This is a genomic window from Tardiphaga sp. (assembly GCF_025356345.1).
Lineage (GTDB): Bacteria > Pseudomonadota > Alphaproteobacteria > Rhizobiales > Xanthobacteraceae > Tardiphaga.
The window spans coordinates 1-14,988 of record NZ_JANXTC010000163.1; the positions used below are offsets into that span (position 1 = coordinate 1).

Here is a 14,988-nt window from a genome sequence, read left to right on the forward strand (position 1 = left end):
CAGGCTCGACGACGCCGTGAAGGCCTATAATGCTGGCCAGTGCGACACCTTCACCGCCGACGCCTCGCAGCTTTATGCGCTGCGGCTGACGCTGGGCCGGCCCGACGACCATGTCATCCTGCCCGACGTGATCTCCAAGGAGCCGCTGGCGCCGGTGGTGCGGCAGCGCGACGACGAATGGATGATGATGGTGAAGTGGACGCTGTATGCCATGATCAACGCCGAGGAGCTCGGCATCACCTCGAAGAACATCGACGCGGCGCTGCAGTCGAAAAAGCCTGACGTGATGCGGCTGGTTGGCACCGAGGGCAGCTATGGCGAGGATCTCGGCCTGACCAAAGACTGGGCGGCGCGCATCATCCGCCATGTCGGCAATTATGGCGAGGTCTATGAGCGCAATGTCGGCGCCGGCTCGAAACTCCGGATTCCGCGCGGCCTGAACCAGCTGTGGAGCGCCGGCGGCATCCAGTACGCACCACCGATCCGATAGCCGGGCGACGCAGCATTTCTGCTTTTCCCCTTGTGGAAAGGCAAGGACAAGCAAGCCGACGCTTGCGCGGTTGTCGTTCAAACCGGTACCCTGCGAAACAACGACAACAACAAAATGCAGAGACATAAATGCGACTGAAATGGCTGGCGCCGGACGAGATGAGCCCGGAGCAGAAAACCGTCTACGACGAATCCATCGCCAGCAAGCGCGGCAGGCCGCCGGAGCCAATGATGGCCTGGCTGCACAGCCCGGAGATGGCCAAACACGCGACCCGGCTCGGCGCCTTGCTGCGCTACGACACCTCGCTGACCCCGGCGCTGTCCGAACTGGCGATCCTGGTGACGGCGCGGCACTGGACCGCGCATTTCGAATGGTACGCCCACAAGAAGATGGCGCTCGACGGCGGGCTGGCACCCGACATCATCGAGGACATCAAGCAGCGCCGCACGCCGACCTTCACCGATCCGAAGGCGCGGGTGATCTACGACGTCGCCAAATCGCTGCACGAGGCACGCAGCCTGTCGCAGCCGCTGCATGACGAGGCGGTGACGCTTCTCGGCGCGCGCGGGCTGGTCGAGATCATCGGGCTGTGCGGCTATTACACCATGGTATCGATGACGCTGAACGCCTACGAGTTCGGTCTGCCCGACGGTCAGATCTCCGAACTGGCGTAAACCGAAACCGACCATGGGCGGAGCCAGCGCTGCCGGAGGGAGACAACATGTCCGGGACATCCACGCCGATCGCCGCGGGCACGCGGATCGGACATGTTCACCTCAAGGTCGCCGACCTCGGCCGCGCGCTGGCTTTCTATTGCGACGTGCTCGGCTTTCAACTGATGCAGCGGTTTGGCGATCAGGCGGCGTTCATTTCCGCCGGCGGCTATCATCACCACATCGGGCTCAACACCTGGGAGAGCAAGGGTGGCGCGCCACCGGCACCGGGCACTACCGGGCTGTTTCACACCGCGATCCTGTATCCGACGCGCGCCGCGTTGGCCGACGCACTGCACCGCGTGCGGCAGGCCGGCATCGCGCTCGACGGCGCCAGCGACCATGGCGTCAGTGAAGCGTTGTATCTGCGCGACCCCGACCAGAATGGCGTCGAACTATACTGGGACCGCCCGCAGGCGGCGTGGCCGCATGATGGCAGTGGCGGGCTGGCGATGTTCACCCGACGGCTCGATCTCGACGAACTGATGCAGCAGCGCGAAATTTAACGCTGTCAGGGCGCGCAGCCAGGGAAACAAATACCGATACTAAGGGGCGTCGTCAGGCGCCGCGCACGCCTCGACGACGCGTGGTTCGGCCGTCCCGCGCGGGTGTATCTTCGCCCGCGTCGCGCTGCGACAACACGTCGCGCTGGGATAGTAACTTAAAACCCGGGAACCGGCCGATTTCTCGCGTGGAAGCGTCAACCGATGCATCACGATGACGCCATGGCGGTCCGGCCGCCCTTGGCGCAGCCTGCCGCAGCGACATATACTCTCGGTACGACATGGAGGAGTTATACTCGTGAACGCCATCGCCGAACTCAGTGAACAGACCGACCGCTCGCTCCTGATTGTGGAGGACGACAAGCCCTTTCTGGAGCGGCTGTCGCGCGCGATGGAGACCCGCGGTTTTACGGTCACATCCTGTGATACCGTTTCCGATGGCCTAGCCCATATCGGCAAGGCGGCACCGGCCTTCGCCGTGGTCGATCTGCGGCTTGGCGACGGCAATGGTCTCGATGTGGTCGCCGCGCTGAAGCTGCAGCGCCCCGATGCGCGCGCCATCGTGCTGACCGGCTATGGCAACATCGCCACCGCCGTCACCGCGGTGAAGATCGGCGCGGTCGATTATTTGTCGAAGCCGGCCGATGCCGACGACGTCATGGCAGCGCTGCTCGCCAGCCCGGGAGAAAAATCCGAACTTCCCAACAATCCGATGTCGGCCGACCGCGTGCGCTGGGAACACATCCAGCGCATCTACGAGATGTGCGAACGCAACGTCTCGGAAACCGCGCGCCGACTCAACATGCACCGCCGCACCCTGCAGCGGATTCTGGCCAAGCGCGCGCCGCGCTGACTCCACCTCGGGCCGGTTGCGCGGAGAGGGAGACAACTACACTTCTCCGGGAAACTCCGCGTGGCCCTGCGGGTCGTGCAGCCGGTTGAGGCGCTGCGCGGCGGTGTTGGCAAAGCGCAGCAGCATCAGCTTTCGTGTCGCGGCCGATAGCCGGTGCTCCGGCGCCTCGCAGCGCAGATGCGCGCCGTAGGCGTCGGCCACGATGAGGCCGGTATCGCCGGGAAACAGATCGCAGGACAGATCCTGGGTGAAGGCAAAGTACAGCCGATCGCAATGCGCGCGGTACTCCGGCCATTTGTCGTCGGCGCGGAGATCCGCCAGCGACGATTTGATTTCCACGATCCAGACCTCGCCGCGGCCATTGAGCGCGACCAGATCGGCGCGCCGCCCCGACGGCAACGACAACTCGCTCAGACAGGAAAATCCGAGGCCGCGCAGCAGCCGCGCCGTGCCGCGGGTGATCGCCAGCGCCGTCTCCGACTGACGGCGGTCCAAAGGGGGCGCGAGCGCTAAGGCAGCTTTCGATTCCATCCGCCGATCATAACGGATCGGGGCCCTCCGCGCAGCGGGATCTTGCCCCAAACTACCCCCTTGGCACCCCGGCAAAAATCAGCATTGTGGCGGCATGAGCAACGAAACCGAAACCAAGGCCGCCGCCGGCGCGGTGATCATTCCCGTCACTTTGTTCCAGCAGAACTGCATGCTGTTGTGGGACGAGGCCACCCGTCAGGCGGTGGTGATCGATCCCGGCGGCGATGTAGCCGAGATACTGGCGGCGATCGCCAAGGCCGATGTCAAGGTCGAGCAGATCTGGCTCACCCATGGCCACATCGACCATGTCGGCGGCGCGGCCGAATTGCGCGACGCTTTGCAGGTGCCTATCACCGGCCCGCATATCGCCGACAAGTTCCTGCTCGATCTGGTGGTGGAGAGCGGCGCCAAATACGGAATGGCGGGCGTGCGCAACTTCGTACCCGACCATTGGCTCGAGGAAGGCGACCGCGTCAGCATTGGCGGACTGGATTTCGACATCCTTCACTGTCCCGGTCACTCGCCGGGCAGCGTAGTGTATTATAACAAAGCGATGAAATTCGTCCATGTCGGCGACGTGCTGTTCGCAGGTTCGGTCGGCCGGACTGATTTTCCCGGCTGCAGCCATGAGCAGCTGATCCAGTCGATCACCACCAAACTGCTGCCGCTGGGCGACGATGTCGGTTTCATCTGCGGCCACGGCCCGGGATCGAGCATCGGCCAGGAGCGCCTGACCAACCCGTTCCTGACCGGCGCCGCCTAGCTGGCGTTGACGCCGATACTGGCCCAGTCCTCGACCTGCGAGGCCGCAATCGTCTGCTTCGGCTGATGCGGATTGAGGGTGCCGGCGCTGGCTGACCATCCTTTGGCGATAATCTGCCGGGCAAACAGCTTGGCGTCGATTTCTGACTTGAATGTCTTGGTCGTCCGAACCGTGCCGGTGGCGCGGGCGTCGGACTTCAGGGATTTGTCGGGGCCGAAGGCCACGTACCAGATATCGGGCTTTGTCATGATCCGTACCAACGCCGATTGCGGCCAAAAGTTGCATCGGAAGATGTCGACGACGCCTGCCGTTGCAATTGCGCATCACCCCGCGGAAAAGCCGCGGCACGCGGTATCGAATGGGGAGGATGCGCGTTAGCGCGGTTGCGGCCTTCCGGCAGCGCTACGCAAGGGGAAAAATTCATGCATCTATCAAACGAGAGTCTTCTGGTTATTTTGTTTGTCGGCCTGGTGGCCGGCTGGCTTGCCGGGCAGATCGTCCGCGGCACCGGCTTCGGCATTATCGGCGATATTCTGGTGGGTATCTGCGGCGCGTTCATCGCCAGCTGGCTGTTTCCGAAACTCGGCATCCATCTCGGCTCCGGGCTGCTATCGTCGATCATCTATTCCGCGATCGGCGCCGTCATCCTGCTGCTGGTGGTGCGACTGCTGCGCACCGGCGGACGGTTCTAACTTCGATAGGACGGGTGGAGCGAAGCGCTACCCATCACTCAAGTGCGCTGACGTGCAGAATAATGGCCGGGCGATAGCCCGGCCAGATTCATGAGGGGTATCGCTTCGCTCCACCCATGCCGCCCCGTCTACTTTGTCAGTTTCCGTGGCGTCACGATGTCCGAGGCCAGGCCAAGTTTTTCCAGCAACCGGATAGTCAGATAGGTGGTGTCGAACTCCCACCAGCGATGGCCATGGCGTGCCGAGCGCTGGTCGGCGTGGTGGTTGTTGTGCCAGCCTTCGCCATGCGCCAACAGGCCGATGAACCAGTTGTTGCGGCTGTCTTCGTCGGTTTCGTAGTTGCGATAGCCCCACATATGGGTGAAGGAATTCACCGCCCAGGTCTGGTGCCAGACGAAGACGGTGCGGACGAATACCGCCCAGACCACAACGCTGAGCGCGAACTGCACCGCTTCCGGCCAGGTTCCGCCCATCGCGAATTCCGCGACCAGCGCGGCGAAGAAGAACACATTGATCTGGATCAGCATGATCTTGAGCTGCCAGGCATTGCGCTCGAGCGCGACGTAGAACGGATCGCGCAGAATATCCTTGGCATAGCGGTCATAGATGCCGAGCCGCGCGAGATCCGGGTTCTTCACCAGCAGCCAGCCGATATGGCCCCAGAAGAAGCCCGCCAGCGGGCTATGCGGATCGGGCTGATCGTCCGACTTCTCGTGATGCCGGCGATGCACCGCGACCCAGCGCGCCGGCGTATCCTCGGCGCAGCAGATCGCCACCACGACAAAACAATGCTCCAGCCATTTCGGACATTTGAAGCCCCGATGGGTGAGCAGGCGATGGTAACCGATATTGATGCCGATCAGGCCGAACAGCCGCGCGGCAATGATCGCAACGATCAGCGCGGTCCAGTTGAAGAAGCCTGGCAGCAGCGCCAGCAAGGCCAGCGCGTGGAAAGTTCCGATGACCGAGACGTTGACCCAGTCGACGCGATAGGGCCGCACGCCTTCCGGCAGCGCGATGCGGGAACCGGCGCTGCCGAGCGCCGGAATCGCCAGCGCGATGGCGGCGGTGGAATCACGATCTGAGGCTGCCACTTCGCTCCGCATCTGGCGGCCCGCAGGACGCCGCGTCGTTGAATTGCACGCCGTTCTCTAGCTGATATCGGGCGATCTGACTACCGGCTCAGCTACGCAACAAATCAGGCCGCCCGAAGGCGGCCTGATCGATCAACGACGTATTGCTTGTGAAATGATTACTCGACGATCTCGACGATTCGGCGTGAGCCGGGCTCAACCAGAACGGTGCGGCCATTGACGACGGTATAGCGGTATTCGCTCGCACCATATTCCCGGGGAACATCGTAATAGGTCACGCCATCGCCGGGCAGCACGGCACCGACGCGGACTTCGTTACTATAGCTGTAGGACGGACGACGCTGATCAACCACATAGCTACGAAAGCGCGGCCGTTGATCGACACCGAGCACGCCGGCAACGCCGCCAACCACACCGCCAATGGTTCCACCGACGATGGCACCGACCGGGCCGGCCGCGCGCTCGCCATCACGGGCACCACGCTCAATACCCACCGGGACACCCTGGGCCTGAGCGAGAACGGGAATCGCCAGCGTGGCGATGATAGCAGTAGCTCCGAGGAAACGACGCATCATGTTGATCTCCAGGTGATTTAAAAGTTGTCGGCGTCGAAATAAGCGCGGTGCGACAAGATGGTTCCTGCGGATATTTTAGCGGCGCGCCGGAACCGGGATTACCGGGCCAGCATGTCCCGCACCCGTCCCGACAGGTCGCCGAGGTCGAACGGCTTGGTGACCATCTCCATGCCCGGTAGCAGAAAACCTTTGGCGATCGCGGCGCTCTCGGCATAGCCGGTGATGAACAATATCTTCAGATCACGACGCTGCTCGCGCGCCTGATCGGCAAGCTGGCGGCCATTCATGCCGGGCAATCCGACATCGGTGATCAACAGATCGATCCGCGAATCCGCGCACAATACGCGCAGGCCGGAGGGGCCATCGACGGCTTCCAGCACGCGGTAACCTTCGTCCCTCAGCATCTCCACAATGACAGCGCGCACGATCGGCTCGTCTTCAACGACCAGCACGGTCTCGCCGGTGACGGCGGCATTGTCATCGCGTGGCAATGTCGCCACCGTCTCGGCGGCCGTGCCGTGATGGCGCGGCAGGTACAGGGTGACCGAGGTGCCCTGCCCCAGCCGGCTGTCGATGCTGACATGGCCGTTGGACTGCCGGGCAAAGCCGTAAATCATCGACAGGCCGAGGCCGGTGCCCTGACCGATCGGCTTGGTGGTGAAAAACGGGTCGAACGCGCGCGCCATGACATCGGCGCTCATGCCGGTGCCGGTATCGATCACCACGATGCGGATGTAGTCGCCCGACGGCAGCGCCGGCGCATCGGCACTCGCCACGTCGATCTGCGCATTGGACGTCATGATGGTGAGCCGGCCGCCGTCCGGCATCGCATCACGGGCATTGATCGCGAGGTTGAGCAGCGCGCTTTCCAGCTGGTTGGGGTCGCACAGCGTGCACCATAACCCGGCGGCGGCGACGATCTCCAGGCTCAGACGCTCGCCGATGGTCCGGCGCAGCAAATCTTCCAGCGAAAACACCAGCGCATTGGCATCGACCGATTTTGGAATTAACGGCTGACGTCTGGCAAACGCCAACAGCCGGTGGGTCAGCGCCGCCGCGCGGTTGGCCGATGTCATCGCGGCATTGATATAGCGGGAAATATTCTCGGTGCGGCCCTGATCAAGCCGGATCTGCATCAGATCGAGCGAGCCGACGATCCCGGTCAGCAGATTGTTGAAATCATGTGCGATGCCGCCGGTGAGCTGTCCGACGGCTTCCATTTTCTGCGACTGCCGCAACGCTTCCTCGGTTACCTTGAGGCGCTCCCGGGCGGCATTCTCTCCGGTGACGTCACGGGCGACGGCGTAGATGCTGTCCTGATCCGGTGCGGCGGTCCAGGACAGCCAGCGATAGGAACCATCCTTGTGTCGCAACCGGTTTTCGAACCGCAGCGTCGCCTGGCCCTGCCCGAGACGCTGCAACTCGGCACGGTTCTTGGCGTGATCGTCGGGGTGCTCCAGCCAGTCCGACGTCCGGTTCAGCATCTCCGCTTCGTCCCAGCCGAGTGTCCGCGACCAGGCCGGATTCAGCGCGCGCCATACGCCGTCAAGATTCAGCACCAGCAGCAGATCCTGCGACACGTTCCAGATGCGATCGCGCTCCCTGGTTTTTTCCAGCACGCGCGCTTCCAGGGTCGCGTTGAGGTCGGCCAATTTGGCGGCAAGCCGGCGCGCTTCCTCCTCGCTCTGGCGTAGCGCGCGCTCGGCATTCACCTCGTCGGTAACGTCGGTATGCGCGCCGACCAGCCGCATTGCGCGGCCATTCTCGTCACGCTCGATCAGCGACTTCACCGAGATCCAGCGCACCTCGCCGTCGCTGGGACGGATGATGCGATATTGAACGCTGTATTCGCGCACGCCGGCTTTGATGGCCTCCCGGAATTTGGCTTCGGTGGCTTCGCGGTCCTCGGGGTGGATGCGGCGCACCCAGTCGTCATGGGTTTCGTTCTCGGCGTCCGGCGGCAGGCCGTGTACCAGCAGATATTCGGGCGACCGGCGGTTGCGAAAGCCGGTCCGCAGATCGACCTCGAGGCCGCCAATGCGGCCGATCTGCTGCACCCGCGCCAGTTCCGCCTCGCGCTCGCGCAGCGCGATGGTCGCTTGGTGCTCGTGCGTGACGTCTCGACAGATCACCAGCACGCCGCCGACGCCGTCGTCCTGGTCGATCGGACTGTAGCCGTAAGTCCAGTAGACCTGCTCGAGTTCACCGTTGCGGGTCACCGGCACCAGCTGGCGTTCATACCAGGTGGGGGCGCCGCCGGACATCACCTGATCGATCTGCGGCCCGATGATCGGCCAGATTTCCTCCCAGCATTCGCGGCCGCGCTGACCGAGCGCCGAGGGATGCCGCTCGGGTCCCATCGTCAGACGATACGCGTCATTGTAGAACTGGATCAGCTCAGGACCCCAGAAGATGAACATCGGGTGGTTGGTGTTGAGCATGATGCGTAGCGCCGTGCGCAGACTCTGCGGCCATTGCGACGTCACGCCAATGGGTGTCGCGCCCCAGTCGAAGGCGCGCATGCGATCGCCCATCTCGCCGCCGCCGGCGAGAAAATCGGCTGATATGGATCGGGGGCTGTTCAGCATCGCGCTATCGATACACCTAAACAGGATGTACCGGAACCTCGCTGCCTGTCAGGAGCGGCGCAACCCGCCTGGATTACGTCACGCTCAGCCTATTTCATCAGGCCGGCGGCGGTGAGCGCACGGGTGATCACGGCATGGATGTCGAGCCGCCGGCGACCTTCCGGACTCCGCGGGGTAAAGCGGCGGTCGCCCTCCGCGCGCGGATTCGGCGCCGCTGTCGTGGCAGCGGGGGCCACGGGCGCTTCGGCGATGGCGGCCGTGACCAGTTCGATATTGCGAGGCGCGACCTGACGGGTCAGGCCGAAGAACTGCGCGATATGATAAGAGGACGAGATGCCAGCCTCGAGGAGGAAGGCGCCGGCGGCGCCATATGGCTCGTCATTGCCGGCGATCGCCAGCGGTGTACCATGCGCCATATTGGTAATCGTGTAGGACTCCACGACGGTCTCGCCATCGCCGTCCCACCATACCTCGCGCGGGTAACCATCGACGTCGGATGCCGACATCGGCGCCGGCGGCAGGCCGTGGAGGTCGAGCCATTGCTTGACGATCTCGCCGGCATTGGCTGGGTTGACGGTACGATCGGCGCTGCCATGCCACACCGAAACCCGTGGCCACGGGCCAGCATGGGGAGATGCCTTGCGGACAAGGTCGCCGAGCTCGTGCGCCGAACGCGGCGGCGAGCGATACATGCCGCCGAGCGCTTCCTGCATATTGTTGGCAATGCCATAGGGCAAACCGGCAATGATGGCCCCGGCCGCGAAAACTTCCGGATAGGCCGCCAGCATCACGGAGGTCATGGCGCCCCCCGCCGACAGTCCCGTGATGTACACGCGCTTGCGGTCAATCGCGTGATCAAGAACCATCTGCTCAATCATCTGCCGGATCGACAGCGCTTCACCACTGTCGCGGGTCGTATCTTCCGGAGAGAACCAGTTGAAGCAGGTATTGGCATTGTTGGCGGATTTCTGCTCGGGCATCAGCAAGGCGAAACCGTAATGTTCGGCGATCGCCGACCAGCCAGCGCCGGAATCATAGCCCGCCGCCTTTTGCGTGCAGCCATGCAACACCACGACAAGAGGAGGCTTGACCGTTACGGTTGCTGGAACGTAACGAAACATCTTGAGGTTGCCAGGATTGCTTCCAAACCCGGTGGATTCCACGACCGGACTGGCGCCGCCGCGCGCCAAACTCCGCGTCACACCCTCCAGGCCATTGATTTCAGGGAGTTTTGGAAGATTGCGTAGAAAATCGATGTTATCTGCTAGTGACACGGCGGCTCCTGATCGTCAGGCTTATACAACAGCACTGCCGCCACATGGTTGCTGCACTGCAAAATAAAATGCAATGGGCTCACAAATACCCATCAAGCTTAAGACAGCGGTACCCCCTGACCGGGATACCGCAATGATATGGCTGTGCCGAATTATCTGGTCGGGACTGTGGCGCAAATGGCACCGGATCTGGCCAGCCGCGCTGGTGCGGCGGCCGGAGCTCAACAGGCCGATCATGGCGCAGCTCGTCCCCCGCGTGATGAAGGCACACCGATCGAGAAAAGCCCCGCATGGCAAAGCCATGCAGGGCTGTTCAAAAACGATTCGATGAAGGCTACTTCTTCATCTCATCTTTCGCCGTGCTGTCTTTCTTCATGCCATCCTTCGACATCGACCCCTTGGCCACGCCGTCCTTCGACATGCCATCCTTCGACATTCCCTGAGTTCCGGATTTCGCCATGCCATCCTTCGACATCGTCGATCCGGTGCCCATTTTATTGCTGTCCTGACCGGCGGGTCCGGTGGCCTGCGCCGAAGCGCCACCTACCGAGAAGGCGCCGATGGCAGCCGCGCACATTGTAGCCAGAATGATATTTCGCATTTTTCGCTCCTGTTGAAGGCTCTTGCTATCAACAGGGGCAATTGCGAAACGTTCCGGCCACGCCAGCCGCGGCGGGTCCGCCATGCCGCGCTCGAAGCCTTACAATGACCGGTGTGAGAACGGCCCGGCACTGTAAGGCCTCTGCGCAACAATTCCGGTGAATACTGAAGGCCCCGGATCGACAGCCATACCAGGTCCGGAGCACTCAGCGTTCGCTGCTGGAACGCAGAGCAAATCTAGAACAATAGCCTTAACTAATTGCCACGCCTACTTGTGGTATCAGGCCCCACTCAACCTGCACGACGCGCATCATGCCCGCATGATCATCAATCAACCCCACGGCCCCCGCGACCGCGGCGCACCATTCCAGGGTCCGCGCGGCGCAGCCGCGCCCGGTGAGCGCGCCGGCGCCTGCACGCCCATCTCGGCCGCCAACTGCTGTAGCGCCGCGATGCGATTCTGGGTCGAGGGATGCGTGGTGAACAGATTATCCATGCCGCGACCCGACAGCGGGTTGATGATGAACATATGCGCCGTCGCCGGTGATCGCTCAGCCTCCTCGTTCGGAATCTGATGCGCGGCATGATCGATCTTGGCGAGCGCCGAAGCCAGCCAGATCGGGTTGCCACAGATCTTGGCGCCAAGATCATCGGCGGCATATTCACGGGTACGACTGATCGCCATCTGCACCAGCATCGCCGCCAGCGGCGCCAGGATCATCAGCGCCAGCGAGCCGATGATACCAGGCCCATTATTGTTGCGATTGCCGCCAAAGAACATGCCGAACTGCGCTACCATCGAGATAGCGCCGGCAATGGTCGCGGTGATGGTCATCAGCAACGTGTCGTGATTGCGGACATGCGCCAGCTCATGCGCGATCACGCCAGCCAGTTCGTCGCGGCTGAGCTGTTCCATCAGGCCGGTGGTGACGGCGACCGCGGCATTCTGCGGATTGCGTCCGGTGGCAAAGGCGTTCGGCTGCGCATTCTCCATGATATAGACCTTCGGCATCGGCAGGCCGGCGCGGTTGGCCAGATCGCCGACCAGGCGATACAGGTCCGGCGCGTTGCGCGCATCGACCGGCTGCGCGCCGTGCATCGACAGCACCATGCGATCGGAATTCCAGTACGCGAAGACATTCATGCCGGCGGCGACCAGCAGCGCCAGCGCGGCGCCGGATGCGCCGCCGATCAGATAGCCCACGCCCATGAACAGAGCGGTCATGCCCGCCAGCAGCATCGCGGTCCTGAAGTAACTCATTTGTCCTCCTGCCCGCGCGGAAGCGCTACGGTGCACTCTTCAAATAATGATGGCGGCGGCGGTCGCGCAAGACGCCGGGCTGCGGCCGCGCGTCGCGGCCATGCACGGTCGCGCATTGACGCCAGCGATCAGTCGCCTAGGCTCGTCGCAAGCAAGAATAGAAAGAGGAAATGTCCATGGCACGCGTCAAGTTCGGAGCCTTTCTGGCTCCGCATCATCCGATCGGCGAGCACCCGATGCTGCAATACCGTCGCGATCTCGATCTGGTCGAACAGCTCGACGCGCTCGGCTATGATGAATTCTGGTGCGGCGAGCACCACTCCTCCGGCTGGGAGACCATCGCCTCGCCGGAAATGTTTCTCGCCGCCGCCGGCGAGCGCACCAAGCGGATCAAGCTCGGCACCGGCGTGGTATCACTGCCCTATCACCACCCCTACAATGTCGCACAGCGCATGGTGCAGCTCGACCACATGACCGGCGGCCGCGCGCTGTTCGGCTCTGGCCCGGGCGCGCTGGCCTCCGACGCGCATACGCTGGGCATCGACCCGATGACGCAGCGCGACCGCCAGGACGAAGCGATCGGAATCATCCGCCGGCTGTTCAATGGCGAACGCGTCACGGCGAAAAGTGACTGGTTCACCATGAACGACGCCGCGCTGCAGATCCTGCCGCTGCAGGAGGAGATGCCGTTCGTGGTGGCGTCGCAGATCTCGCCATCGGGCATGACGCTGGCCGGCAAATACGGCATCGGCATCATCTCGCTCGGCTCGATGTCGACGCAGGGGCTGATGGCACTGCCGACGCAATGGGGCTTTGCCGAGGACGCCGCGAGGAAGCACGGCACGACCGTCGATCGCGCCAACTGGCGCGTGCTGCTGAGCTGGCACATCGCCGAGACCCGTGAACAGGCCGAACGCGAGGCCGGTCCCGGCCTGATGCGCTGGCACAATGAGTACACCGTCAAGACGCTACAGCGACCTGGCGTGAAGGCCTTCAGCTCGCCCGGCGACGCGGTCGAGCAGACCGCCGGTGGCGAAAACGCGGCCTCCACCATCGGCACCCCCGACGACCTGATCAGAACCATCAAGAACCTGATGGCGGTGTCGGGAGGCGTCGGCACCATCGTCGGCTTCGTGCATGACTGGGCCAATCCGGAAAACACCAGGCGCAGCTGGGACATGGTGGCGCGCTACGTGGTGCCGGAGATCAATGGCTACATCGCATCGTTACGCAAATCGCAGAACTACGTGCGGGAAAATCGCGAAGTGTTCGAGCGCGCCGGCCAAGCGGTGATGGCCAAGATCATGGAAAACGACAAGGCCGCCGCGGCACTGTCGCTGACCGGCCCTGGCCGCGTCGCCATCCCGCTGGTGAACGCGCCTGATCTGCAGGCGAAAAAAGCCTGATCGGCTGGCGTGCCGGCCGGTGCCATCGCGGCAATTCCGGCCGGCAAATCAGCTTGCCAAGTACGGCCGGACCATACAACCTTGGGTCAACGAGACTGCGGACGGCCACCTCGCCATCATGCCGGCCGATTCCAGGGATGAGGAAATGCCATGTCCATGCCCGGTTTCGCATTATCCGCGCCGCCGCAACTGATGCCGCCAAAGCGCGCGGCGCTGGCCCACATTCCGGGTAATGAAGGCTGGCCGATCGTCGGTAACACGTTCCGGGTGCTGGCGGATCCCAAAGGCACGGTCGAGCGGGCAGCGGCCACCTACGGCCCGATCTACCGAACCCGGATCCTCGGCGAAACCAGCATCACCATGCTTGGCCCCGAGGCGAATGAGCTGGTGCTGTTCGACCAGACCAAACTGTTCTCCTCGACCCACGGCTGGGGGTCTATCCTCGACCGGCTGTTTCCGCGCGGGCTGATGATGCTGGATTTCGAGGAACACCGGCAGCATCGCCGGGCGCTTTCAGTGGCTTTCAAATCCGGCCCGATGAAATCCTATCTAACGGCGCTCGACGCCGGAATCAAAGCCCGGGTCACGCAGTGGCGGGCACGGCCCGGCGAGATGCTGTTCTACCCGGCCATGAAGCAACTCACCCTCGATCTGGCGGCGACGTCGTTTCTGGGCACCGGGCTCGGCCCGCGGAGCGACGACATTACCCGCGCCTTCGTTGACATGGTCGCGGCGTCGGTGGCGCCGATCCGCAAGCCGTGGCCCGGCACGCAGATGGCCCACGGGGTGCGCGGTCGCGCGCGGGTGGTTAGCTATTTCGCCGAACAGGTTCCGATCCGCCGCGTCAACGGTGGCGATGATCTTTTCTCGCAATTATGCCGGGCAACGCATGAGGATGGCGCGCTGCTCTCGACCCGGGACATCGTCGACCACATGAGTTTCCTGATGATGGCCGCGCATGACACCCTGACCTCATCGCTGACCTCATTCGTGGCGCTGCTGGCCGAAAACCCCGCCTGGCAGCAACGGCTGCGCGACGAGGTGCAGGCTCTCGGCCTCGTCGACGACGCTCCATTGTCGTTCGAGCAGCTCGAGGCGATGCCGCTGACCGAGATGGCGTTCAAGGAGGCGATGCGGCTGAAGCCGCCGGTGCCTTCGATTCCGCGCCGCGCCACCCGCGCCTTCAGCTTCAAGGGTTTTGACTTTCCGGCGGGCACGCTGGTCGGCCTCAATCCGCTATTCACGCATCACATGCCGGAAATATGGCCGGACCCGGACCGGTTCGATCCGCTGCGCTTCACCGACGAGGCGCAACGGGGGCGCCACCGCTTTGCCTGGGTGCCGTTCGGCGGCGGTGCCCACATGTGTATCGGGCTGCATTTCGCCTATATGCAGGCGAAATGCTTCATCCGGCATTTCCTGTATCAGGTGAACGTGGCGTTGCCGCGCGACTACCAGCCGGCCTGGCAGATGTGGCCGATCCCGAAACCGAAGGACGGCCTTCGGGCGATACTCGGAAGGAATTGAAAGCGGAGGATACCTTGGGCGACGATCTCGAACCGCTGATCCTCGATCTGCTCGAATGGATCGATCGCGAACCCCGCACCTATGCCGAAGTGATCGAGTCATGGCGGACGTCGTGTCC

Annotated in this window: 15 protein-coding genes and 1 pseudogene; 8 read left to right on the forward strand and 8 right to left on the reverse strand. The window is 63.4% G+C overall.

The window, feature by feature from the left end:
* The 4 genes and pseudogenes from Q0S16_RS09490 to Q0S16_RS09505 form a co-directional block, all read left to right on the forward strand.
* Positions 1–490: pseudogene (locus Q0S16_RS09490) on the forward strand (amino acid ABC transporter substrate-binding protein); the annotation flags it as partial.
* 128 nt (positions 491–618) lie between these two features.
* Positions 619–1,164, forward strand: a complete 546-nt coding sequence (locus Q0S16_RS09495; protein ID WP_295847488.1) for a carboxymuconolactone decarboxylase family protein — start codon at positions 619–621, stop codon at positions 1,162–1,164.
* Positions 1,165–1,211: 47 nt separating this feature from the next.
* Positions 1,212–1,709, forward strand: coding sequence for a VOC family protein (locus tag Q0S16_RS09500; protein WP_295847491.1), 498 nt, complete (start codon positions 1,212–1,214; stop codon positions 1,707–1,709).
* Positions 1,710–2,004: 295 nt separating this feature from the next.
* Positions 2,005–2,559, forward strand: a complete 555-nt coding sequence (locus tag Q0S16_RS09505) for an ActR/PrrA/RegA family redox response regulator transcription factor (RefSeq protein WP_295847494.1) — start codon at positions 2,005–2,007, stop codon at positions 2,557–2,559.
* A 36-nt stretch (positions 2,560–2,595) separates the two neighbouring features.
* Here Q0S16_RS09505 and Q0S16_RS09510 read toward each other — a convergent pair whose 3' ends face one another.
* Positions 2,596–3,090, reverse strand: a complete 495-nt coding sequence (locus tag Q0S16_RS09510) for an MmcB family DNA repair protein (protein ID WP_295847497.1) — start codon at positions 3,088–3,090, stop codon at positions 2,596–2,598.
* Positions 3,091–3,184: 94 nt separating this feature from the next.
* Between Q0S16_RS09510 and Q0S16_RS09515 the strand changes: the two genes are divergently transcribed.
* Positions 3,185–3,853: an MBL fold metallo-hydrolase gene (locus Q0S16_RS09515; RefSeq protein WP_295847499.1), complete on the forward strand. Its 669-nt coding sequence runs from the start codon at positions 3,185–3,187 to the stop codon at positions 3,851–3,853.
* Here Q0S16_RS09515 and Q0S16_RS09520 read toward each other — a convergent pair.
* Positions 3,850–4,101 (reverse strand): hypothetical protein, encoded by a 252-nt coding sequence (locus tag Q0S16_RS09520; RefSeq protein WP_295847502.1) that lies wholly within the window; start codon positions 4,099–4,101, stop codon positions 3,850–3,852. The genes Q0S16_RS09515 and Q0S16_RS09520 overlap by 4 nt on opposite strands.
* 174 nt (positions 4,102–4,275) lie before the next feature.
* Between Q0S16_RS09520 and Q0S16_RS09525 the strand changes: the two genes are divergently transcribed.
* Positions 4,276–4,545 (forward strand): GlsB/YeaQ/YmgE family stress response membrane protein, encoded by a 270-nt coding sequence (locus Q0S16_RS09525; protein WP_295847505.1) that lies wholly within the window; start codon positions 4,276–4,278, stop codon positions 4,543–4,545.
* A gap of 128 nt (positions 4,546–4,673) precedes the next feature.
* Here the strand turns inward: Q0S16_RS09525 and Q0S16_RS09530 are convergent, their stop codons facing one another.
* From Q0S16_RS09530 to htpX, 6 genes are all read right to left on the reverse strand, one after another.
* Complete coding sequence (locus Q0S16_RS09530; RefSeq protein ID WP_295847508.1) at positions 4,674–5,639, reverse strand: fatty acid desaturase; 966 nt, start codon at positions 5,637–5,639, stop codon at positions 4,674–4,676.
* Positions 5,640–5,797: 158 nt separating this feature from the next.
* Complete coding sequence (locus tag Q0S16_RS09535; RefSeq protein ID WP_295847509.1) at positions 5,798–6,214, reverse strand: DUF1236 domain-containing protein; 417 nt, start codon at positions 6,212–6,214, stop codon at positions 5,798–5,800.
* A 98-nt stretch (positions 6,215–6,312) separates the two neighbouring features.
* Positions 6,313–8,802 (reverse strand): PAS domain-containing protein, encoded by a 2,490-nt coding sequence (locus Q0S16_RS09540; RefSeq protein WP_295847511.1) that lies wholly within the window; start codon positions 8,800–8,802, stop codon positions 6,313–6,315.
* Positions 8,803–8,891: 89 nt separating this feature from the next.
* On the reverse strand, positions 8,892–10,076 hold the full coding sequence (locus tag Q0S16_RS09545; RefSeq protein WP_295847514.1) for a PHB depolymerase family esterase: 1,185 nt from the start codon (positions 10,074–10,076) through the stop codon (positions 8,892–8,894).
* A 334-nt stretch (positions 10,077–10,410) separates the two neighbouring features.
* Positions 10,411–10,677: a hypothetical protein gene (locus Q0S16_RS09550; RefSeq protein ID WP_295847515.1), complete on the reverse strand. Its 267-nt coding sequence runs from the start codon at positions 10,675–10,677 to the stop codon at positions 10,411–10,413.
* Between the two features lie 330 nt (positions 10,678–11,007).
* Positions 11,008–11,937, reverse strand: a complete 930-nt coding sequence (gene htpX / locus Q0S16_RS09555) for a zinc metalloprotease HtpX (protein ID WP_295847516.1) — start codon at positions 11,935–11,937, stop codon at positions 11,008–11,010.
* A 176-nt stretch (positions 11,938–12,113) separates the two neighbouring features.
* Between htpX and Q0S16_RS09560 the strand changes: the two genes are divergently transcribed.
* Both Q0S16_RS09560 and Q0S16_RS09565 read left to right on the forward strand, forming a co-directional pair.
* Entirely contained in the window at positions 12,114–13,343 is a 1,230-nt protein-coding gene (locus Q0S16_RS09560) for an LLM class flavin-dependent oxidoreductase (RefSeq protein WP_295847518.1), read from the forward strand.
* A 150-nt stretch (positions 13,344–13,493) separates the two neighbouring features.
* A complete protein-coding gene (locus Q0S16_RS09565; RefSeq protein WP_295847519.1) occupies positions 13,494–14,870 on the forward strand; it encodes a cytochrome P450 in 1,377 nt (458 codons plus the stop codon).
* Positions 14,871–14,988 lie beyond the last annotated feature (118 nt).